At 34.0% G+C, this 18,297-nt stretch carries 18 protein-coding genes; 15 read left to right on the forward strand and 3 right to left on the reverse strand.

Features of this window, described 5'->3' with window-relative positions; all coding sequences use genetic code 11:
- The first annotated feature begins 74 nt into the window (after positions 1–74).
- The 8 genes from BLV91_RS03070 (at position 75) to BLV91_RS03110 (ending at position 9,004) form a co-directional block, all read left to right on the forward strand.
- A complete protein-coding gene (locus BLV91_RS03070) occupies positions 75–1,601 on the forward strand; it encodes a carboxypeptidase-like regulatory domain-containing protein (protein ID WP_091429511.1) in 1,527 nt (508 codons plus the stop codon).
- A 5-nt stretch (positions 1,602–1,606) separates the two neighbouring features.
- Entirely contained in the window at positions 1,607–2,245 is a 639-nt protein-coding gene (locus tag BLV91_RS03075) for a hypothetical protein (protein ID WP_091429513.1), read from the forward strand.
- A 94-nt stretch (positions 2,246–2,339) separates the two neighbouring features.
- Positions 2,340–2,789 carry a hypothetical protein gene (locus BLV91_RS03080; protein WP_091429515.1) on the forward strand — a complete coding sequence of 150 codons (450 nt, stop codon included), beginning with the start codon at positions 2,340–2,342 and terminating at the stop codon, positions 2,787–2,789.
- Between the two features lie 475 nt (positions 2,790–3,264).
- A complete protein-coding gene (locus tag BLV91_RS03085; protein ID WP_091429517.1) occupies positions 3,265–4,113 on the forward strand; it encodes a helix-turn-helix transcriptional regulator in 849 nt (282 codons plus the stop codon).
- A gap of 59 nt (positions 4,114–4,172) precedes the next feature.
- Positions 4,173–5,753, forward strand: a complete 1,581-nt coding sequence (locus tag BLV91_RS03090; RefSeq protein WP_091429520.1) for a S41 family peptidase — start codon at positions 4,173–4,175, stop codon at positions 5,751–5,753.
- A 408-nt stretch (positions 5,754–6,161) separates the two neighbouring features.
- Entirely contained in the window at positions 6,162–7,574 is a 1,413-nt protein-coding gene (rlmD, locus tag BLV91_RS03100; protein WP_091429523.1) for a 23S rRNA (uracil(1939)-C(5))-methyltransferase RlmD, read from the forward strand.
- A gap of 100 nt (positions 7,575–7,674) precedes the next feature.
- The gene (locus BLV91_RS03105; protein ID WP_091429525.1) at positions 7,675–8,196 is read left to right on the forward strand and encodes a DUF6452 family protein; all 522 of its coding nucleotides are present in this window, start codon (positions 7,675–7,677) and stop codon (positions 8,194–8,196) included.
- Entirely contained in the window at positions 8,168–9,004 is an 837-nt protein-coding gene (locus tag BLV91_RS03110) for a DUF6048 family protein (RefSeq protein ID WP_175513941.1), read from the forward strand. The genes BLV91_RS03105 and BLV91_RS03110 overlap by 29 nt, the downstream gene beginning before the upstream one ends.
- Positions 9,005–9,087: 83 nt before the next feature.
- Here BLV91_RS03110 and BLV91_RS03115 read toward each other — a convergent pair whose 3' ends face one another.
- Both BLV91_RS03115 and BLV91_RS03120 read right to left on the reverse strand, forming a co-directional pair.
- On the reverse strand, positions 9,088–9,324 hold the full coding sequence (locus tag BLV91_RS03115) for a hypothetical protein (RefSeq protein ID WP_091429527.1): 237 nt from the start codon (positions 9,322–9,324) through the stop codon (positions 9,088–9,090).
- A 118-nt stretch (positions 9,325–9,442) separates the two neighbouring features.
- The gene (locus BLV91_RS03120) at positions 9,443–10,651 is read right to left on the reverse strand and encodes a THUMP domain-containing class I SAM-dependent RNA methyltransferase (protein ID WP_091429530.1); all 1,209 of its coding nucleotides are present in this window, start codon (positions 10,649–10,651) and stop codon (positions 9,443–9,445) included.
- A 160-nt stretch (positions 10,652–10,811) separates the two neighbouring features.
- On the opposite strand from BLV91_RS03120, the gene BLV91_RS03125 reads away from it, so the two are divergent.
- The 7 genes from BLV91_RS03125 (at position 10,812) to BLV91_RS03155 (ending at position 15,574) form a co-directional block, all read left to right on the forward strand.
- Positions 10,812–11,576, forward strand: coding sequence for a class I SAM-dependent methyltransferase (locus BLV91_RS03125; RefSeq protein WP_091429533.1), 765 nt, complete (start codon positions 10,812–10,814; stop codon positions 11,574–11,576).
- 44 nt (positions 11,577–11,620) lie between these two features.
- The gene (locus BLV91_RS03130) at positions 11,621–12,292 is read left to right on the forward strand and encodes a ZIP family metal transporter (protein ID WP_091429535.1); all 672 of its coding nucleotides are present in this window, start codon (positions 11,621–11,623) and stop codon (positions 12,290–12,292) included.
- A 284-nt stretch (positions 12,293–12,576) separates the two neighbouring features.
- Positions 12,577–13,395, forward strand: coding sequence for an N-acetylmuramic acid 6-phosphate etherase (gene murQ, locus BLV91_RS03135; protein WP_091429537.1), 819 nt, complete (start codon positions 12,577–12,579; stop codon positions 13,393–13,395).
- 169 nt (positions 13,396–13,564) lie between these two features.
- On the forward strand, positions 13,565–13,786 hold the full coding sequence (locus BLV91_RS03140; protein ID WP_091429539.1) for a DUF6095 family protein: 222 nt from the start codon (positions 13,565–13,567) through the stop codon (positions 13,784–13,786).
- The gene (locus tag BLV91_RS03145) at positions 13,786–14,358 is read left to right on the forward strand and encodes a pentapeptide repeat-containing protein (RefSeq protein ID WP_091429541.1); all 573 of its coding nucleotides are present in this window, start codon (positions 13,786–13,788) and stop codon (positions 14,356–14,358) included. Before BLV91_RS03140 ends, BLV91_RS03145 begins: the two co-directional genes overlap by 1 nt.
- 7 nt (positions 14,359–14,365) lie before the next feature.
- Positions 14,366–14,746 (forward strand): DNA topoisomerase IV, encoded by a 381-nt coding sequence (locus BLV91_RS03150; RefSeq protein ID WP_091429775.1) that lies wholly within the window; start codon positions 14,366–14,368, stop codon positions 14,744–14,746.
- Positions 14,747–14,800: 54 nt separating this feature from the next.
- Positions 14,801–15,574 carry a TerC family protein gene (locus BLV91_RS03155; protein WP_091429544.1) on the forward strand — a complete coding sequence of 258 codons (774 nt, stop codon included), beginning with the start codon at positions 14,801–14,803 and terminating at the stop codon, positions 15,572–15,574.
- A gap of 58 nt (positions 15,575–15,632) precedes the next feature.
- Here BLV91_RS03155 and BLV91_RS03160 read toward each other — a convergent pair whose 3' ends face one another.
- A complete protein-coding gene (locus BLV91_RS03160) occupies positions 15,633–18,272 on the reverse strand; it encodes a DNA gyrase/topoisomerase IV subunit A (RefSeq protein WP_091429546.1) in 2,640 nt (879 codons plus the stop codon).
- Between the last annotated feature and the right edge of the window lie 25 nt (positions 18,273–18,297).

Raw genomic sequence — 18,297 nt, forward strand, 5'->3', positions numbered from 1 at the left:
AACTAGTTCTAAACTCATAAATGCTGTAACAAAAACCCCTTCTCTTCGTCTTGTTTATAATAAAGATACCTTACATGAAACCTAGCTTACTATATACTTTTTTCATTCTATTTTTGATTCAAACAGCATTTGCCCAAAACATCAGGGGGAAAATTATTGATTCTAATACTGGGGAAAGTATTCCCTATGCAAACATTAGAGTAAACGAATCAGAGAATTTAGTTTCTAATGGGGAAGGTTATTTTACTTTATCTGAAAACAACAGTCGTGATGAAACCGTACTTACTGTTTCTTATTTGGGTTTTGTTAATCAGCAATTGAGTGTTGCCCAATTGAAAAAACTCGACTTTACTATTAAACTCTTAGCCGGAATTTATGAATTGAGCGATGTTGCGGTGTCTAACATAAAACCAAATCCTTACGAGATTATGGCAAATGTAAAAGCCAACTTGAGCCAAAATTATACTACCGGTGAAAAAGGGTCAAAAGAAATGTTCTTTTTCAGAAAATCTAATTATTTCAATCCTTCTATAATTGATATCGAAATTAACAAATCAACTGGCTTTAGCAAGCAAGCATTATCAAAAGTCAACAACGACTTGCAGTCTTTCTCTACTAAATTAATTTCGAGGCCACCAGTATCATTTACTGATGTGCTTTGCAATTACTATTCAGTTAAAACAAAAAAAGCAGATAAGTTTGTGTTTAGATCCAAACTAGATGTGTTAAAAGCCACTATTTTAAAAAATGCAGGAGAATCTATATCCATAGACGATTTAGAAAAAACAGCCGAAAAATTGATGCTACAACACCTAGATACTACTAAATATTACCGCATAAAAAGTGGACTTATAGGATCTAGAGATACGATATCATTACGTAAAGACTTCAACAACAAAAAAACCTCTAAAGACAAAGAAGAAAAGAATCAATTAACTGCTGCAAAAATTAATTTGAACAGCTTCATGAATGAAAACAACTTTTTAAAGAACAAGAGATTTGATTTTATACAAAATCCGAAGCTATATGACTATGCTTATGAAGGAACGACCTACACAAACCAAAATGAATTTGCTTATGTACTGAGTTTTAAACCTCGAAAAAGTAAAGCGATGTATGTGGGGAAATTATATATTTCTGAAACCGATTATGCCGTTCTGAGAGCTGATTATGTCCTAGATGAAGGAGAGAAAGTGAGTAATTTTAATATGAAGTTTCTTTTAGGAATTAAAGTCTCTGAGAATGTAAGTAAAGGAACTATTATTTATAAAAAAAGAGCCGAAGACGATAACTACTACATGCAGTATGCCGCAACAGAAAGCGGAAATTACTTTTACCTAAATCGCCCACTTAAACTTATAGAGTTAGCTAAGGGTGAAAAAGATGTTTTAGCACTTGATTTTAAAATGGAAGCCAATATGCGCAATAAAACAGAGTTTCTAAATATGTCCCGCACTGAAATATCGCAGTCAGCAATTGAAAAAATTAAAGAGGAAGATTTTAAATATATAAATATCAAATCCTACGATCCAAAGATTTGGAAAGACTACAATGCCATCGAACCCTTGCAAGAAATGAAGCAATTCAAGGCTGTAAATTAAACAAAATGAGAAAAAGCAAGCTGTTTATAATTCTATTTATTACTATTAGCATTTCGATTGTTTCTGCGCAAAAAAAGGAAGTTTATGTAAACGACGACTTAGAGTTGATTACTCAACAAGACTACGACCGCAATTCAGGCGACGATTATTTGAATCTAAAATTTGATGCTGATTCTATCTACTTAAATGTTAGCGCTAAAAGAATTAAAAAAGGAAAAATAAGTAACAGTCAACTTAACGCCTTAAAAGCAGATTTAGCAATTAGTTCAGCCTATTATGATAAAGAGGATAAAATAGTCATCTATTATTATCCTGGCCAAGATGCCTGTAATAGTAGTGGTGACAAGGAAATGACGAGACAGAACTATCAAGAGTATTTAAAAAAGCTTAAAAAGAACCAAAATATCAAACAGTTTTTTGTCTATAAATCCCCCGAAGGAACAGCAGCTTATGGAAATATTGATTGGATCATGGATAAAAACAAATTAATAGAAACTATTTTTTTTCCTGTGCATTATCCTTGTAATAGCACCGTTATAATAGATTCTTATGGAAACTATTATTCGCATCGCGGAGAAAACAATATTAGTGACGTTTTTAAAATTTTGAAAGACAAAAAAACATTTACAAATACGGCAAACTAAAGTACAATCCCTTCCTTTAAACAAGGTAGTTTTTCCTCTTCTTATTCCTAATTTAGTCTAATTTTGCTTTTTGTAAAAATAGCAACACCCAATTATGCTTTCGAAAGTACAGTTTAAAGAATGGTTTGATCGTTATAAATATGCCGAATTGGCTGCGACTACTGCTGCCTTATTGGGTTCGCAGTTCAGCAGGATTTTTAGTGGTTTGACTACGGCTTACTTGATTACCTTTATGGAGTACTTTGCTTTTTATGGGGTTATTATTAGCATGGCCTACATTCAACTCGCCAAAAAGAATAAAGACCTAGAAAAACAGACTTCTTTAAATGACATTTTAAGGATTGTCAAAAACTTAGTATTGGAATTTGGTTACCCTGCCCTTTTAGATATTTTATTAGTACGTCCGTTTTGTATGTACTGGTTGCCTATTTTGACAGGAAATGCGGTAACGGGAATCATGGCGGGAAAACTTTGCGCTGATTTCCTGTTTTACTTTCTCTCTATTGTGAACTACGAATGGATGAAGCGCAAAAATCATTTTTAAGTCAAATAGGAATTTTAATATAGAAGAAATTCGATACGAACAACAAGCACAATGCTTTTTCAGAATTTATGATTGAATTTAGTTCTTTTTATAAATTCCAAAATGCAAAACAATTCCTTTTGAATGTTTTAGCTGAAATAGACACTACTAACCTGCTGTTTTCATAATGATTGAATCGTTATTTTGTAACTTTTTTTTATATTTTAGTCTAATGAATAAATTTAATTCGTGAAACATAACACTATTAATAAGCAATAAAATTATATGTGAAATTAAAGTAGTATTTATTGATAGTGCCACCCTTTACTATTTGCAACTAGTTTTGATCAGAAATTAGAATGGAGCGATATCAAGTCATTAATAATCATAATGCTTTATTTATAAAAGCATTACTTTAGTTATCAGAATTACAAAGTTGCAAAATTTCAGCTAATGCAATTACTTTAACACTTTTATTTCAATACAATTTAAAGATATGGAATCTATAATCATTAAACCAAAAAATGAAATCCTGAGAAAGTATATTCAATATTTTCTGTTTTTTAAAAATACAGAAAACGCTATTCTCAGCTATACTACATTCCCTAATAATAATCTATGTCTGGCTATTTATAAACAAAATGAAATAAAACACGTAAATAAATCACAAACAAATCGTTGTATCATTACTCAAGGAAGCAAACCGTTTGTAAGTAAACTTTATGGATTTCATAAAACCCCTTTTCAAGTTGACATTAACTCAAGTCTTGACCAAGTTTGTATCATTTTTCACCCTTCAGCATTGCGATCGTTCACTAATGCTTCTTATACTGATTTAATGAAATCGGATACTGTTTTTGAGGATATTTTTTTAAACAACAATGATTTTCTTTTAGAACAAATTTTTGAAGAAGATGATTTTGCCAAAAGGACTCAAAAATTAGAATCATTGCTTTTAGGGAATTTAAAACACGAAATTCCCGATAAATTGAAAGAAGGATTATATTTTATCTCAAAAAACAATAACGAAAATCTTACGGTTGAAACACTTTGTAAAAACCTTAAAATAAGTGAAAGCTCCTTATTTCGATTATTCAAAAATAATTTAGGACAAAATCCAAAATCATACCTAAAAACAATCCGATTTAGAAATATTCTGGATGAAATTATGCTTGGACAGAATACACATACTGAAGTAGATTACCTCAATCAATATTACGACCAAGCACACTTCATAAATGATTTCAAAACACATACAGGCTATTCTCCAAAAAGTTTGATCGAAAAAGTATCTGTTCAACAAAATGATTTGACTTGGATTTATAATAAAATGAATCGTGAATGATTTTTACAATTTTAGACACTAGCAATTGATTTCATTTGTATTCTAAAAAATAAAGTAAAATGAAACAGTTTTTTTCCATTAGTTTAGTTTGTTTATTAATTGCTTGCAGTAGTCCTAAACATACCCTTTCTAATTCAGAAAGTTTACCTAAACTATCTTACCAACAAATGCTGGAAGACCATGATACCTTAGTGTCTAAAATCAAGCAAACAAGTCCGATAATCTATTTCAATAAAGAAGTTAGAGGCATAGACTTTAATCAACATGCAACTACTCTTAGAAAGCAAATTAATACCAAGACTACAACACAACAATTCCTTCAAATAGTAGACAAAACACTTAATGCGGCACAAGACGGACATACAAATAGATTGAATGATGCATTACTAGATCACATGAAAAAATATGGTATTCCATTGGGAGCTATAAAGGGCATAGATAGCACAGATGCCAAAAATAGTTATACATATAACAACTATTTTAAAAACGAAGTATATACAAAATTAGATTTGAATCTGATTTATACAAACGGTGCGTATTACAACTTATTGCCATTCTCCTACAAAGAAAAAAACTATCCTACTGCAATGAAACTTATTAGTTGTAATGGAATAGAAATCCATCAATTTGTAAATAGTCTTACCGAATTAGCCTCTCCTTTACGTTGGGATAGAACAAATAATAGAACTTATAAAGAAGATTTTTACCGAAATTCTGAAATTTATAAAAACAATGTACTAAAACTGGTTTTTCAAGATAAAGGATTTAAAAATCACAAAATATCCATCATTAAAAATGATAAAGTAACTTTCTTGCAAGAAAGAAATTGGAAATACGGTTACAATCAGGCTAAGGATTCTTTAGCAACACATTTTTTTGAAAAACAAGGTGTTTTTTACGCTAAACTGCCAAGGATGGACGTACCATTAGGCGATTCTATAAATCAACGTTTAGGAACGATTATTAACAAACACAATGTAAACGCCGTTGTGATTGATATCCGTGGAAATGGCGGTGGAAATGACGAAACTTACAATAACGCTTTAAAATCAATCATCAAGGATACCTTACGACTGAACGTGGTATTAGGTATAAACTGGAGTCCATACACACGTAATTATTATGAATACAATCGTGATTCTATACAAAAAGAGCCTATATTTAGTTTTAAAGTGGATGTTCCTACTTTAAAAGAACCGGAAATGTTTTATATCACATTTGCTAGTGCTTTAATAGTTCCTGATAGTATTAAATATCCTTTTGAAGGCAAAATTTATATTTTACAAGACAGGTACATTTATTCCGCATCCAGTAATCTGTCCGCTTTAGCAAAAAACACCGAACAACTAATCAGCATAGGAGAAACACCTGACTTACTGGGTGGGATGCAAAGAGACCCTTTTATTATGATGCTACCACATAGTAAAGTCATTTTTAGAGTAGAGCCACAAATTGATTTTACAGACAACAAAAAAGTGGAAGACTGCTTTAAAAACAACGTGGAGTTCCCAGTTCAATACTCTATTGATAATTTGTATTTGCGTACTACTACAAAAGAAAATGTATTTGGAAAAGAGTTTCTTTTTAACAATGATCCAATGTTTAAAAAGGTAATAGAACTAGAAGGTATAAATAATTAGAAAGTTATAATTACTATTGGCGACATACTATTTAAACAGGTAAAGTATCTTAGTTCTAAGTTGTTTTACCTATAAATAGTATTACTTACTGTCAAAGGGATTACATTCTATGAAGGAAATAATTGCCTATTTTCAAGAGATTGGAAAAAAAATAATTTTAAACAACAAAATGCAATTTGTTCCCATCTCCCTGCCCCCGATTGAAGCGCAAAACCCGCAGTTGCGACAGCCTACAAAGCCGTGCAAGAAAAGAGCGACCGCAGGAAGCTCCTTTTATGGCCGGATCTGGGCTGTAGAAACGAGGATTTGTAGCGGAAAGCGGGATTTGGCCCAAATAAAAAACACTTCTTTTTGAAAATATTTGCCAAATTAAATTTATAAAAGTTTACAAACGCTTATTTTTGCGCCATGGCTAAGAAAAATACAGACAAAGTTGTCTTTCATCAGATAAAAGTCCTTGATGCAGGTGCAAAAGGCGTATCAGTTGCGAAAGCTCCTGATGGGAAAGTAGTGTTTATCCCAAATGTGGTTCCGGGTGATGTGGTTGACGTGCAAACGTTTAAAAAGCGCAAGTCCTATTATGAAGGGAAAGCAGTACTTTTTCATGAATATTCAGAACATCGTACTGAACCTGTTTGCGAGCACTTTGGTGTTTGTGGAGGTTGTAAATGGCAAAATATGAAATACAGCCAACAGTTGTATTACAAGCAAAATGAGGTTTTGAACCATTTGCAACGCATAGGAAAAGTAGAACTTCCTGAATTTGAACCTATTTTAGGTTCTGAAAAACAGTTTTTCTACAGAAACAAAATGGAATTTTCGTTTTCTAACAGCCGTTGGTTAACTGAAGCAGAAATTGCAAGTACCGAAGACTTAGGAAACAGAAATGCACTTGGTTTTCACATTCCGAAAATGTGGGATAAAATCCTGGACATCAACAAATGTCACCTTCAAGAAGATCCATCAAATGCGATCAGAAACGAAGTGAGAGATTTTGCTAATGCAAACGGGCTGACTTTCTTTAACCCAAGAGAACATTCTGGTTTATTAAGAACTTTAATGTTACGTACGTCTTCAACTGGCGAAATCATGGTTTTGATTCAGTTTTTTGAAAATGACAAAGCTAACAGAGAATTAATCCTAGATCATTTATACGAGAAGTTCCCGCAAATTACTTCATTACAATATGTGGTGAACGCTAAGGCAAATGATACCTTATATGATACAGATATAAAACTGTATAAAGGTCGTGACTATATCCTAGAAGAAATGGAAGGTTTGAAATTCAGCATTAATGCTAAATCTTTTTACCAAACCAATTCAGACCAAGCTTACGAGCTATACAAAATAACACGTGATTTTGCAGGACTTACTGGAAATGAAATCGTGTATGATTTATATACTGGAACAGGTACTATTGCTCAGTTTGTTTCTAAAAAAGCAAAGAAAGTAATAGGTGTAGAAAGTGTTCCTGATGCAATTAAAGATGCTAAAGCGAATGCGGTGCGCAATGAAATCACAAATTGTGAGTTCTTTGTAGGAGACATGAAAGTGGTTTTTAACGATGAGTTCATCGCACAACATGGTCATCCAGACGTTATTATTACTGATCCACCAAGAGACGGAATGCATAAAGACGTGGTTGAACAAATCATGAAAATTGCTCCAGATAAAGTGGTGTATGTAAGTTGTAACTCGGCCACACAAGCACGTGATTTAGCGTTGATGGACGAGAAATACAAAGTAACTCGCGTGCGACCTGTAGATATGTTTCCACAAACGCATCACGTTGAAAACGTAGTACTTCTTGAAAAGAGATAAGGTTTCTGATTTAAGAATTGTGATTTTTGATTGCTGATTTTTTTTTTAAAGATCTGAAATCAGCAATCGTTAATCTACAATCTTCATTCAATATTATTATATGAAAAAAATAATTCTTCTAGTATTAGCTATTGCCTTCACTTTCTCCGGTTGTGAGAAAGATGATATTTGTGATGCAGATACAATCACCACTCCCCGATTGGTCATTTCGTTTTACGACATAAACAATCCATCTGAATTGAAAAGCGTTACTGATCTAACCATAATTGGAGAAGGAAAGACCGAAGGAATTACTTTCAATGAGAGCACCCTCGTTAACGGGAGTACCGTTTCGATCCCATTAAAAATAGACGCTGATGCCACTAGTTTTAGTTTTATTTTAAATTATGGCAATTCAGATACTGCCTTGGTAAATGAAGACGAATTAAAACTTAATTATTCTAGAGAAAATGTTTTTGTTTCTAGAGCCTGTGGTTTTAAAACAGAATTCACTTTAGACCCTATAACGCCTTATGTTCATACTGACGCAGCGGTAGCTGATGAAAAGTGGATTCAATATATTGCAGTCAAAAACAGCACGATCGATAACGAAAATGAAACACACCTTGAAATATATTTTTAGTATTTGCCTCGTTTTTTCTCTGTTTTTAGTTCAAGCACAGGAGACTACCACACTGAAAAACACTATTGACAGCACTAGTACGGAGGCTATAATTCCTGATAACGGGAATTTAAAGACCGTAAAATTGCCTGAAGAACAACAACAGGTAGTGGTTCCTGCTAAAACAAATCGATACGGCTTGCGTGTAGGTGTTGATTTATATAAACTGACTCGCGGTTTGTATGACAGTGACTATAAAGGAATTGAGTTTGTGGGAGATTACCGACTGACAAAAAAATATTATTTGGCTGCCGAATTAGGTAATGAAAATAAAACTACTGATGACACTCGATTGAATTTTACCACTAAAGGTTCTTATCTAAAAGCAGGTTTTGATTACAATGCCTATGAAAACTGGTTAGATATGGAGAATATTATCTCTATTGGTTTGCGATATGGTTTCAGTACTTTCAACCAAGAACTCAACAGTTACAAAATATACAATGCCAATCCTTATTTTGGTGAAATACCATCAATTGCATCCGGAGAAAAATTCAACGGATTAACTGCAAGCTGGATTGAAGTGGTGGCAGGTGTCAAAGCAAAAGTGTTTGACAACGTATTTATGGGTTTCAGCCTTCGTTTAAACCTATTAGTTTCCAATAAAACGCCAGACAATTTTGAGAACCTATACATCCCTGGATTCAATAGAACTTATGATGGTGATTTTGGAGTAGGATTCAATTATACCGTTAGCTATTTCATTCCTCTTTATAAAAAGAAAGTAGAAGCAGTTGTCGTTCCTAAAAAACCACAGCCAAAAAGATAAATTTTCTAATCTATAGAACAGTAAAAAGGAGCTAATTATAAAAATATAATTAGCTCCTTTTTTTTTATGTTGCAATCAACAAATTATCCTATTTCTTTCACCCCTTTGGCAAAAATCCATTTCATAAATAATCTCTCGCCGTCTTTGGTTTTTACTGCCTGAAACTTTGGAGATAAAAGCGTACCTACAATAAATGCAGTACCAGGAATCCACAATCCAGTTAATTCAGTATAACGTTCCACTAAATAGCGTGCTGAAATGAATAATATTGCGAAACACCCTAGTTGGTATAAAAATGCTCTTATTTGTAATTTTGTCATTATATTATATTTTATTTTTCGTTTAAAGTTTAAGTTTTAAGGTTTAAAAAAGTTGGAAAATGATTACGCTCCACAAACACCCATCATTCTTTTTTCTATACTCTGTATTCTTTACTCTTTATTCTTTATTCTCTTCAATCTCTTTTCCCTCAATTTCATCGTCCTTTTCAGTCACCTGAAATTTAGTTCTCTTACTTCCTTCGTACATTTCGTATTTTACTAAACGTGCTTCAATACTTGCATTAAAAAGTTTGATTTTTCTTGAAGGTTTCAGTCCAACAAATTTCAAAGCTTCTAGATTTCCAGTAATAAACCAAGCGTTAGTTCCAGGATAGTTTTTCTTAAGCGTATCGCCAATGTTTTTGTAGAATTCTTCCATGTGAATATCCAATCGTTCATCATACGGCGGATTGAAAACCATATGCAGTTTTCCTTGAGTAGTTTTTTCAGTATCAAAGAAATTTTGCTCTTCAATAGTGATGTATTCGTCAAGATTAGCATTCTTGATATTGTCTTTGGCTTTTTGAACTGCTGATGGTGCTTTGTCAAAACCTTTTATCGTGTAATGAAATTCACGCACTCTTTTCAATAAACTGTCTGTGATATTGTCAAACAATTCATTGTCCCAATCATGCCATTTTTCGAAAGCAAATTCTTTACGGTTAATGTTTGCCGGAATATTACAAGCAATCATAGCCGCTTCAGCAAGAAAAGTTCCAGAACCACACATCGGGTCTAAGAAATCACCTTGACCGTCCCAACCTGAAAGTAATAAAACTCCTGCTGCTAGTACTTCGTTGATAGGTGCAATATTCGTTGCTGTTCTGTATCCACGTTGGTGCAATGAATTTCCTGAAGTATCTAATGCTACTGAAACTTGGTCTCTGTCAATATGAATATTGATTCTTAAATCAGGATGTATCTTATCAATACTTGGACGTTGTCCTGTTCTTTCTCTAAATTGATCTACAATCGCATCCTTACATTTCTGTGAAACGAATTCAGAATGATTAAAATTATCCGAGTGAACGGTAGCGTCAATCACAAAAGTCTGATTGGCGTTAATATATCTTGACCAGTTTACACCAGAAATTCCTTTATATAAAGCTTGTTCGTTGTTTGCCTTAAAAAAATAAATGGGTTTTAAGATTTTTAATGCCGTACGCAAAGATAAATTCGCTTTGTACATAAATCCTTTATCCCCCTTAAAACTTACCATTCTTACCCCTTGTTCAACGTCTTGTGCGCCTAACATCAGTAATTCCTTTGCTAATATTTCTTCAAAACCAAAAAAGGTTTTGGCAACCATCTTAAAATTATTTTCCATCTTTTTGTGTCAATTAAAACAAGCATTTTCTATATAAAATTCTGCCTGTAATAAAAATTTTAGTATTTGTTACGAGAATGTCCTTGTATATACCCGTATTCGTTATTTTTCAGCAAAAATACACTAAATTTGCCGGATAGAATAAATTGAAAAAGAATAAATGTCTGAAGAACAAAAACCAACGATAATAAATCAAGATCAACCAACTCAAACTTGGTTCAGTTCATGGTTCGATACACCTTACTACCACATCCTTTATAAAGACCGTAATTACAGGGAAGCGCAGATTTTCATGGATAATCTAACGCACTACCTTAACCTTCCGGAAAAAGCAAAAGTGCTTGATTTGGCCTGCGGAAAAGGGCGTCACTCTATTTACCTTAACCAATTAGACTTTGATGTTTTGGGTGCTGATTTATCAGAAAACAGTATAGCCGAAGCCAATAAAAATGCCAATGAAACTTTGCATTTTAAAGTGCACGACATGCGCGAGCCTTTTGAAGAGAAGTACGATGCTATTTTCAATTTATTTACCAGTTTTGGCTATTTTGAAAATGACGAAGACAATCTTACGACTTTAAAAGCAATCAAAGAGAGTTTATCTGAATATGGATTTGCCGTGATTGACTTTATGAACGTGGCTCAAGTCCTAAACTCCTTAGTTCCTGAAGAAACAAAAACAGTTGATGATATTGATTTTCATATCAAACGCTATTTGAAAGACGGTCATATCTATAAAGAAATTGACTTTGAGGACAAAGGACAAAAATTTCATTTCACTGAAAAGGTAAAAGCCTTGACCCTTCAAGATTTTGAAACCTTAATGGAAGAAGCTGGCATCTATTTGTTGGACATTTTTGGAGATTACAAATTGAAAAAATTCCACAAGGCGGAAAGCGAAAGGTTAATTATGATTTTTAAATAACAGATAGATTAAACGGTTAAACAAATAAACGGGTAAGCAAAAACATGAATTATCTTTTACCATTACTATCCGTACTATTAGGATATGTTATAGCATTGGTTTTAAAACCAAAAAACAAAACCAACCTTAAGCTATTGTTGGCTTTCAGTGGTTCTTTCTTACTTTCATTAACCGTAATGCATCTTTTACCGGATGTTTACGAAAGCCATGAAGAGAACATTGGTGTCTTTATCATGCTGGGAATTTTATTCCAAATCATACTCGAGTTCTTCTCAAAAGGAGCAGAACACGGTCACGTACACGGTCATGTAAATATGTCTCACATCCCTTGGTTGTTATTCGTTAGCCTTTGTATACATGCTTTCCTGGAAGGTTTCCCTGTAGGTCATCATCATGATAATCTCGCCATAGGTATAGCTATTCATCATTTGCCTATTGCCATTATCCTGACTACCTTTTTTATTAACTCACACTTAAACAAAAAAGCCATTTTTGCCTTCATGATTACCTTTGCAATTATGACTCCATTAGGAACCTTTGTATCTGATTATTTACCTGTTTTAAATCAGTATACTACACAAATTACAGCCGTTGTCATTGGGATATTATTCCATATTTCATCGACTATTATTTTTGAAAGCAGCGAAGGACATAAATTCAATATCGCCAAAGTTTCCATGATTGTTCTAGGAATTGCATTGGCATATTTTCTATGATTTTGGGCGTGACCACACTTCCACTATCGTTACAGCGCGGTCGGGCTATACGCTTCAAATGAAATTCACCGAATTCCGACTAAAATAAAAATAATATGAAGTAATCTTTTTATTTAAAAAAACAAAAAGGATTTACGCCGCAAACGAAGTTCACCGAACTCCGATAAAAAAAAATAAAAGTGAGGTACTCCCTCACGCAAAATAATCAGTCACAACCCATGAATTGTTACTTCATGTAAAACTTTGTAACTTTGAATCTTTGCAACTTTGAACCGCTATAAAAAATGACATTCATTAAAACCACAGAACAATCCTCAAAATACGAACATTTGGAAAAAATGTCCGTTCAAGAGTTGCTTACAAACATCAATCAGGAAGACAAAACGGTTCCATTAGCTGTTGAAAAAGCCCTACCACAAATTGAAACTTTGGTGATTCAAATTGTCGCTAAAATGAAACAAGGAGGTAGACTTTTTTACATTGGTGCAGGAACTTCAGGACGATTGGGAGTTGTGGACGCATCAGAGTGTCCGCCTACTTTTGGCGTTCCTTTTGATATGGTAGTAGGTATTATTGCAGGTGGTGACACGGCGATTCGTAGAGCGGTAGAAAATGCCGAAGACAATGCTACCCAAGCTTGGAAAGATTTAGAAGAATATCATATAAATGAGAATGACGTTGTAGTGGGAATTGCAGCCTCAGGAACAACTCCTTATGTGATTGGAGGATTGCAGACTTGTAATGAAAACAACATTATCACAGGAAGTATTTCCTGTAATGCAGCAAGTCCGCTTTCGCAAACAGCACAGTTTCCTATCGACGTAGTTGTAGGTCCTGAATTTGTAACTGGAAGCTCCAGAATGAAAGCAGGAACAGCTCAGAAATTAGTGTTAAACATGATTTCGACAGCCACCATGATTCAATTGGGTAAAGTCAAAGGAAACAAAATGGTCGATATGCAACTGAGCAACAGCAAACTCGTTGACCGCGGAACAAAAATGATTATGGGAGAGATTCCAGTCAGTTATGAGGAAGCAGCAAAATTATTAGAAACACACGGAAGTGTCCGCAAAGCAGTTGACTCTTATAATAATAAACAGTAAACAGTGTTCAGTGTTCAGTGTTCAGTGTTCAGTGTATAATAAAGAGAAACGATAATTAGTAAACAGTGTTCAGTATGCAGTAATTAGAAGCAGTGTTCAGTAATTAGGAACGATAAGTAGTAAACTGTTTTCCGTAAACAAAATAACCTGAAACTTTAAACAAAAATTAATGGCGACAAATAAGAACATACTATCCAAGGGAATCAAATACTTATCAGGGGCTTTGCCGTTGATGTTTATTGGCCCCTCGCTCATTTATAATGCGTTTATGAATAAACAAAACGTTTGGCATTATCTCGTTTTGGCAATCGGAATTATAGCTTGTCTGGGTGCAATGTTCCTCATGTATTTAGGTTTAAAAACAATCATGAAAAGCTTATTTAACGACTAATGGAAGACCTTATACACATTCAAAAGACATTTGAAAAAGTTGTTTTCGTCAACAAGAGAGTAAACAATAGAGAATTTGAGGATTGTACCTTTAAAAAATGTGATTTCTCTAACAGTGATTTCTCTAACAATACCTTTATGGATTGCGAGTTCATCGATTGCAATCTTTCGATGACACAATTGATTGGAACAAGTATGAAAACAGTCAATTTTACTAATTGTAAATTGATGGGAATTCAATTTAACAGTTGTACTGATTTCTTGTTTGGAGTGAATTTTCAGGATTGCGTATTGGATTACTCTTCTTTTGCGAACAAAAAAATGCCCAAAACAAAGTTCAACAACTGCTCGATGAAAGAGGTTAGTTTCGTAGGAACTATCCTTATCCAATCGGTTTTTGACAACTGCAATTTAGATGACGCCATTTTTAATGATACGCAATTAAAAGAAGTCAATTTCTTAACCGCTTACAATTATAAAATCGATCCCGAGTTTAACCCGATGAAAAAAGCACGCTTTTCGACTCAAGGAATACCAGGACTTTTGGATAAATATGATATTAAAATTCAATAACAACAACATGAATATAAAAAGCATACTCTTATTACCACTACTACTATTAGTTGTTTCTTGCTACAATGTGGAACACAACTGCAAAGATTTTAAAACCGGTAAATTCAGTTTTGAATACGAGGTAGATGGCGTTAAAAAAACAACTATGTTTGAACGAAATGACAGCATAGAAATTGAAACTTTTGAGGGTAAAACGGATACGGCTTCAATACGATGGGTTAATGATTGCGAGTACATTTTGAAAAAATTGTATCCTAAAAATATGGCAGAAGAAAAAGCAATTGCAATGAAAATTTTGTCAACATCAGGAAACACCTATACCTTTGAATTTGGGATGGTAGGTGCTGCACAAAAGCAAAAAGGAATCGTAACAAAACTATCAGAGTAAAGACTAACAACCAGAATGCAATCAAGCCAATAAATCAATTAACACCTTACTAAAATGGAAGTATTTTTAAATCCGGATGCGTGGATTGCCCTGTTAACATTAACATTCCTGGAAATTGTCCTAGGGATTGACAACATTATTTTCATTTCGATTGCAACGGGTAAACTCCCCCCAGAAAGACGTAAAAAAGCGACTAAAATAGGGATGTTTTTGGCCATGTTTATGAGAATTGCCCTTTTGTTTGGGATTAACTTATTAATTCAAATGAAAGCAGCTTGGTTTACCATTGACCTTAGTTGGTTTTCTGCCGGAATCACGGGACAAAGTTTAATACTACTCTTTGGAGGTCTATTCCTGATTTATAAAAGTACCAGTGAAATTCGAGAGAAAGTAGATGAAAAAGGACTTGAAGAAAAAGAATTAGGTAAAGCCGCTACAAAATCATTTCAGAATGTATTACTGCAAATCATTATGATTGATTTGGTTTTCTCTTTTGACAGTATTCTTACTGCCGTAGGTATGACTAACGGTGTTGAAGGCGCCTTGTACATTATGATTACGGCTGTTGTAATTTCTGTTTTAATCATGATGCAGTTTGCAGTTCCTGTAGGGAATTTTGTAAACAAACATCCATCGATCCAGATTTTAGGGCTTTCATTTTTGATTTTAATTGGAATGATGCTGCTTACAGAAAGTGCTCATTTATCGAATGCGCTGATATTTGGTAGTCATGTGACACCAGTACCGAAAGGTTATCTGTATTTTGCGATTTCATTCTCCTTATTTGTTGAAGTATTGAATATGAAGTCTACTAAAAATAAGAAATAGTATAAAAAAAAACAGTTCTAATAAAAAAGCTTCCGCATATAACGGAAGCTTTTTTTATTTAGAATAAGATGATTTGACCATCTTCATCGCGTTGTACATCAGGATCATCATCATCTGATTCTCCTTTAACACGCTCTTCCTTTACTTCTACAGGAACCTCGTAATGCAAGGGCTCTAAAAGATTTACTTGTTTTAATTTATCAGTTGTCAATTGATTTCCCATTGCCTTAAATCCTTTCACGGCAATAAAATCTTCAATATCAATCGTCATACTTTCTTTTTGCACTCCCTTAATTTTCGGAAAAACCAATTCGGCCACAGGGCGATAATCTGTTGATACAATCTCTAATTGTGAATTAGGATGCTCAGTGATGAAAGTCTCTTCTTTATTTTCGGCTTCCACTAAGAAGCGCTTCACATAGTAACGTGCTTTTTCTCCATCAAAGTAAATGGCAGAAATAGGTTTCTTAGGAACCCATTTTTCTAACACTACCATATCTTCCTCAAAATGTGTAGATAATTCAGGCGTAATCACTTTCAATTTTCCTGATTGATGGATTATCAAAATTTTATCACTTGGTCTGAACTCACCCAATAATTCTCCTCTTCCGTCAACATTCAATCGTTGTATAGTATCATCATACCATACTTTCCTTGGCAACAAAGTTGAAATTCCTTTTTCCTTTATTTCAATTTTCTTAATTGGATATTTGGAAGCCAAATTCCCTTTAGAAGCACGTCCTTTGATTGCTAGTTTAGCAAAGTCAATATCAAATTTTAATTTTTTGATAGTACCTACCTGACGCAATATTACTGTAATTACTTCGGCTTCACCGTTTTTATTACAAGTGAAATAAAGAATCTGAGATCCTTTGGTACCATTAGTCAAATCGTACAATTTATCCCTGGTTACACCAGAAACATTAAATCGTTTGATATAAGAAGGTCCAGATTTTCCGTCACGATAAATCACATTATAAATGGTGCGTTTATCACTTTTGTCAAAAATGGCGATGTGAATAATGTCTTTCCCCACAAAGGTTTTGGCATCGACCTTGGTCACCATCATATTTCCATCTCGTAGAAAAACAATCACATCATCAATATCAGAACAATCCGTAACGTACTCGTCTTTTTTCAAACTTGTACCTACAAATCCTTCTTCTCTGTTTACGTATAGTTTTGTATTTCTTAAAACTACTTTTGTAGCTTCGATATCATCAAAAATTCGAAGTTCAGTTTGGCGTTCCCTTCCTTTTCCGTATTTCTCTTTCAGTTTGGCAAAATAGGCAATTGCAAAATCAATCAAATGCTCTAAATCGTGTTTAACCTGCTCTATATTTCCTTCCAGAGCTTCAATCTTATCTTGTGCTTTATTACTATCAAATTTAGAGATACGCATGATTCGTATATCCAATAAGCGCAGAATATCTTCTTCAGTTATATCGCGCTTTAAGTGCTTAATATGCGGTCTTAAACCGTCATCAACTGCTTGAATTACATCTTCTCTTGTCGTTTTCTCTTCAATATCACGGTAAATCTTGTTCTCGATAAAAATACGTTCCAAAGACAAGAAATGCCATTGCTCTTCAAGTTCACTCAATTGAATTTCAAGTTCACTTTTAAGTAACTGTACGGTCCTGTTAGTTGAAATTTTCAACATATCCGAAACTCCAATAAACAAAGGCTTATTGTCTTCAATCACACAACCCAGTGGCGCTACCGATGTTTCACAAGCCGTAAAGGCAAACAAGGCATCTATTGTTTTGTCTGGCGATACTCCTGGAAAAAGATGGATTAAAATCTCAACATCAGCGGCAGTATTGTCTTCAATTTTTTTAATCTTGATTTTCCCCTTATCATTGGCTTTCAAAATACTATCAATCAAAGTGGTTGTATTTGTAGAAAACGGAATTTGGGTAATCACCAAAGTATTTTTGTCCAATTGGCCAATTTTGGCTCGCACGCGAACACGACCACCGCGCAATCCATCATTATAATTAGACACATCAGCAATTCCTTGCGTCATGAAATCAGGATAAATCGTGAACGGTTTCCCCTTCAGAATTTTTATGGATGCGTCAATTAGTTCGTTAAAATTATGAGGTAACACTTTCGTCGAAAGTCCTACTGCAATTCCCTCTGCGCCAGAAGCGAGTAATAATGGAAATTTTACTGGTAGGTTATTCGGTTCTGCACGACGTCCGTCATAAGACATTCCCCAGTCGGTAATCTTAGGGCTATATAGTACTTCCAAGGCAAATTTAGACAAACGCGCTTCAATGTAACGAGAAGCTGCTGCGCTGTCACCAGTAAGGATATTTCCCCAGTTTCCTTGGCAGTCGATCAACAATTCTTTTTGACCTATTTGCACCATCGCGTCACCAATACTCGCATCACCGTGAGGATGATACTGCATAGTGTGACCTACAACATTCGCTACTTTATTGTAACGGCCGTCATCTAGCTCTTTTAGCGAGTGCATGATTCTACGTTGAACAGGCTTAAAACCGTCTTCAATCGCGGGAACTGCACGCTCTAAAATAACATAAGAAGCATAATCCAAAAACCAGTCTTTGTACATTCCTGTAACTTTGGTAATGGTATCCTGCTCGTCTTCTTGGTTATCATAAAAATGTCCTTCAGGCTTCTTTTCTTCTTGTTGCCCTTCTGGATTTATATTTTCTTCTTCGTCCATGTATCTTTTTTGGATTGTATAAGAG

Source organism: Flavobacterium degerlachei (assembly GCF_900106645.1).
GTDB lineage: Bacteria > Bacteroidota > Bacteroidia > Flavobacteriales > Flavobacteriaceae > Flavobacterium > Flavobacterium degerlachei.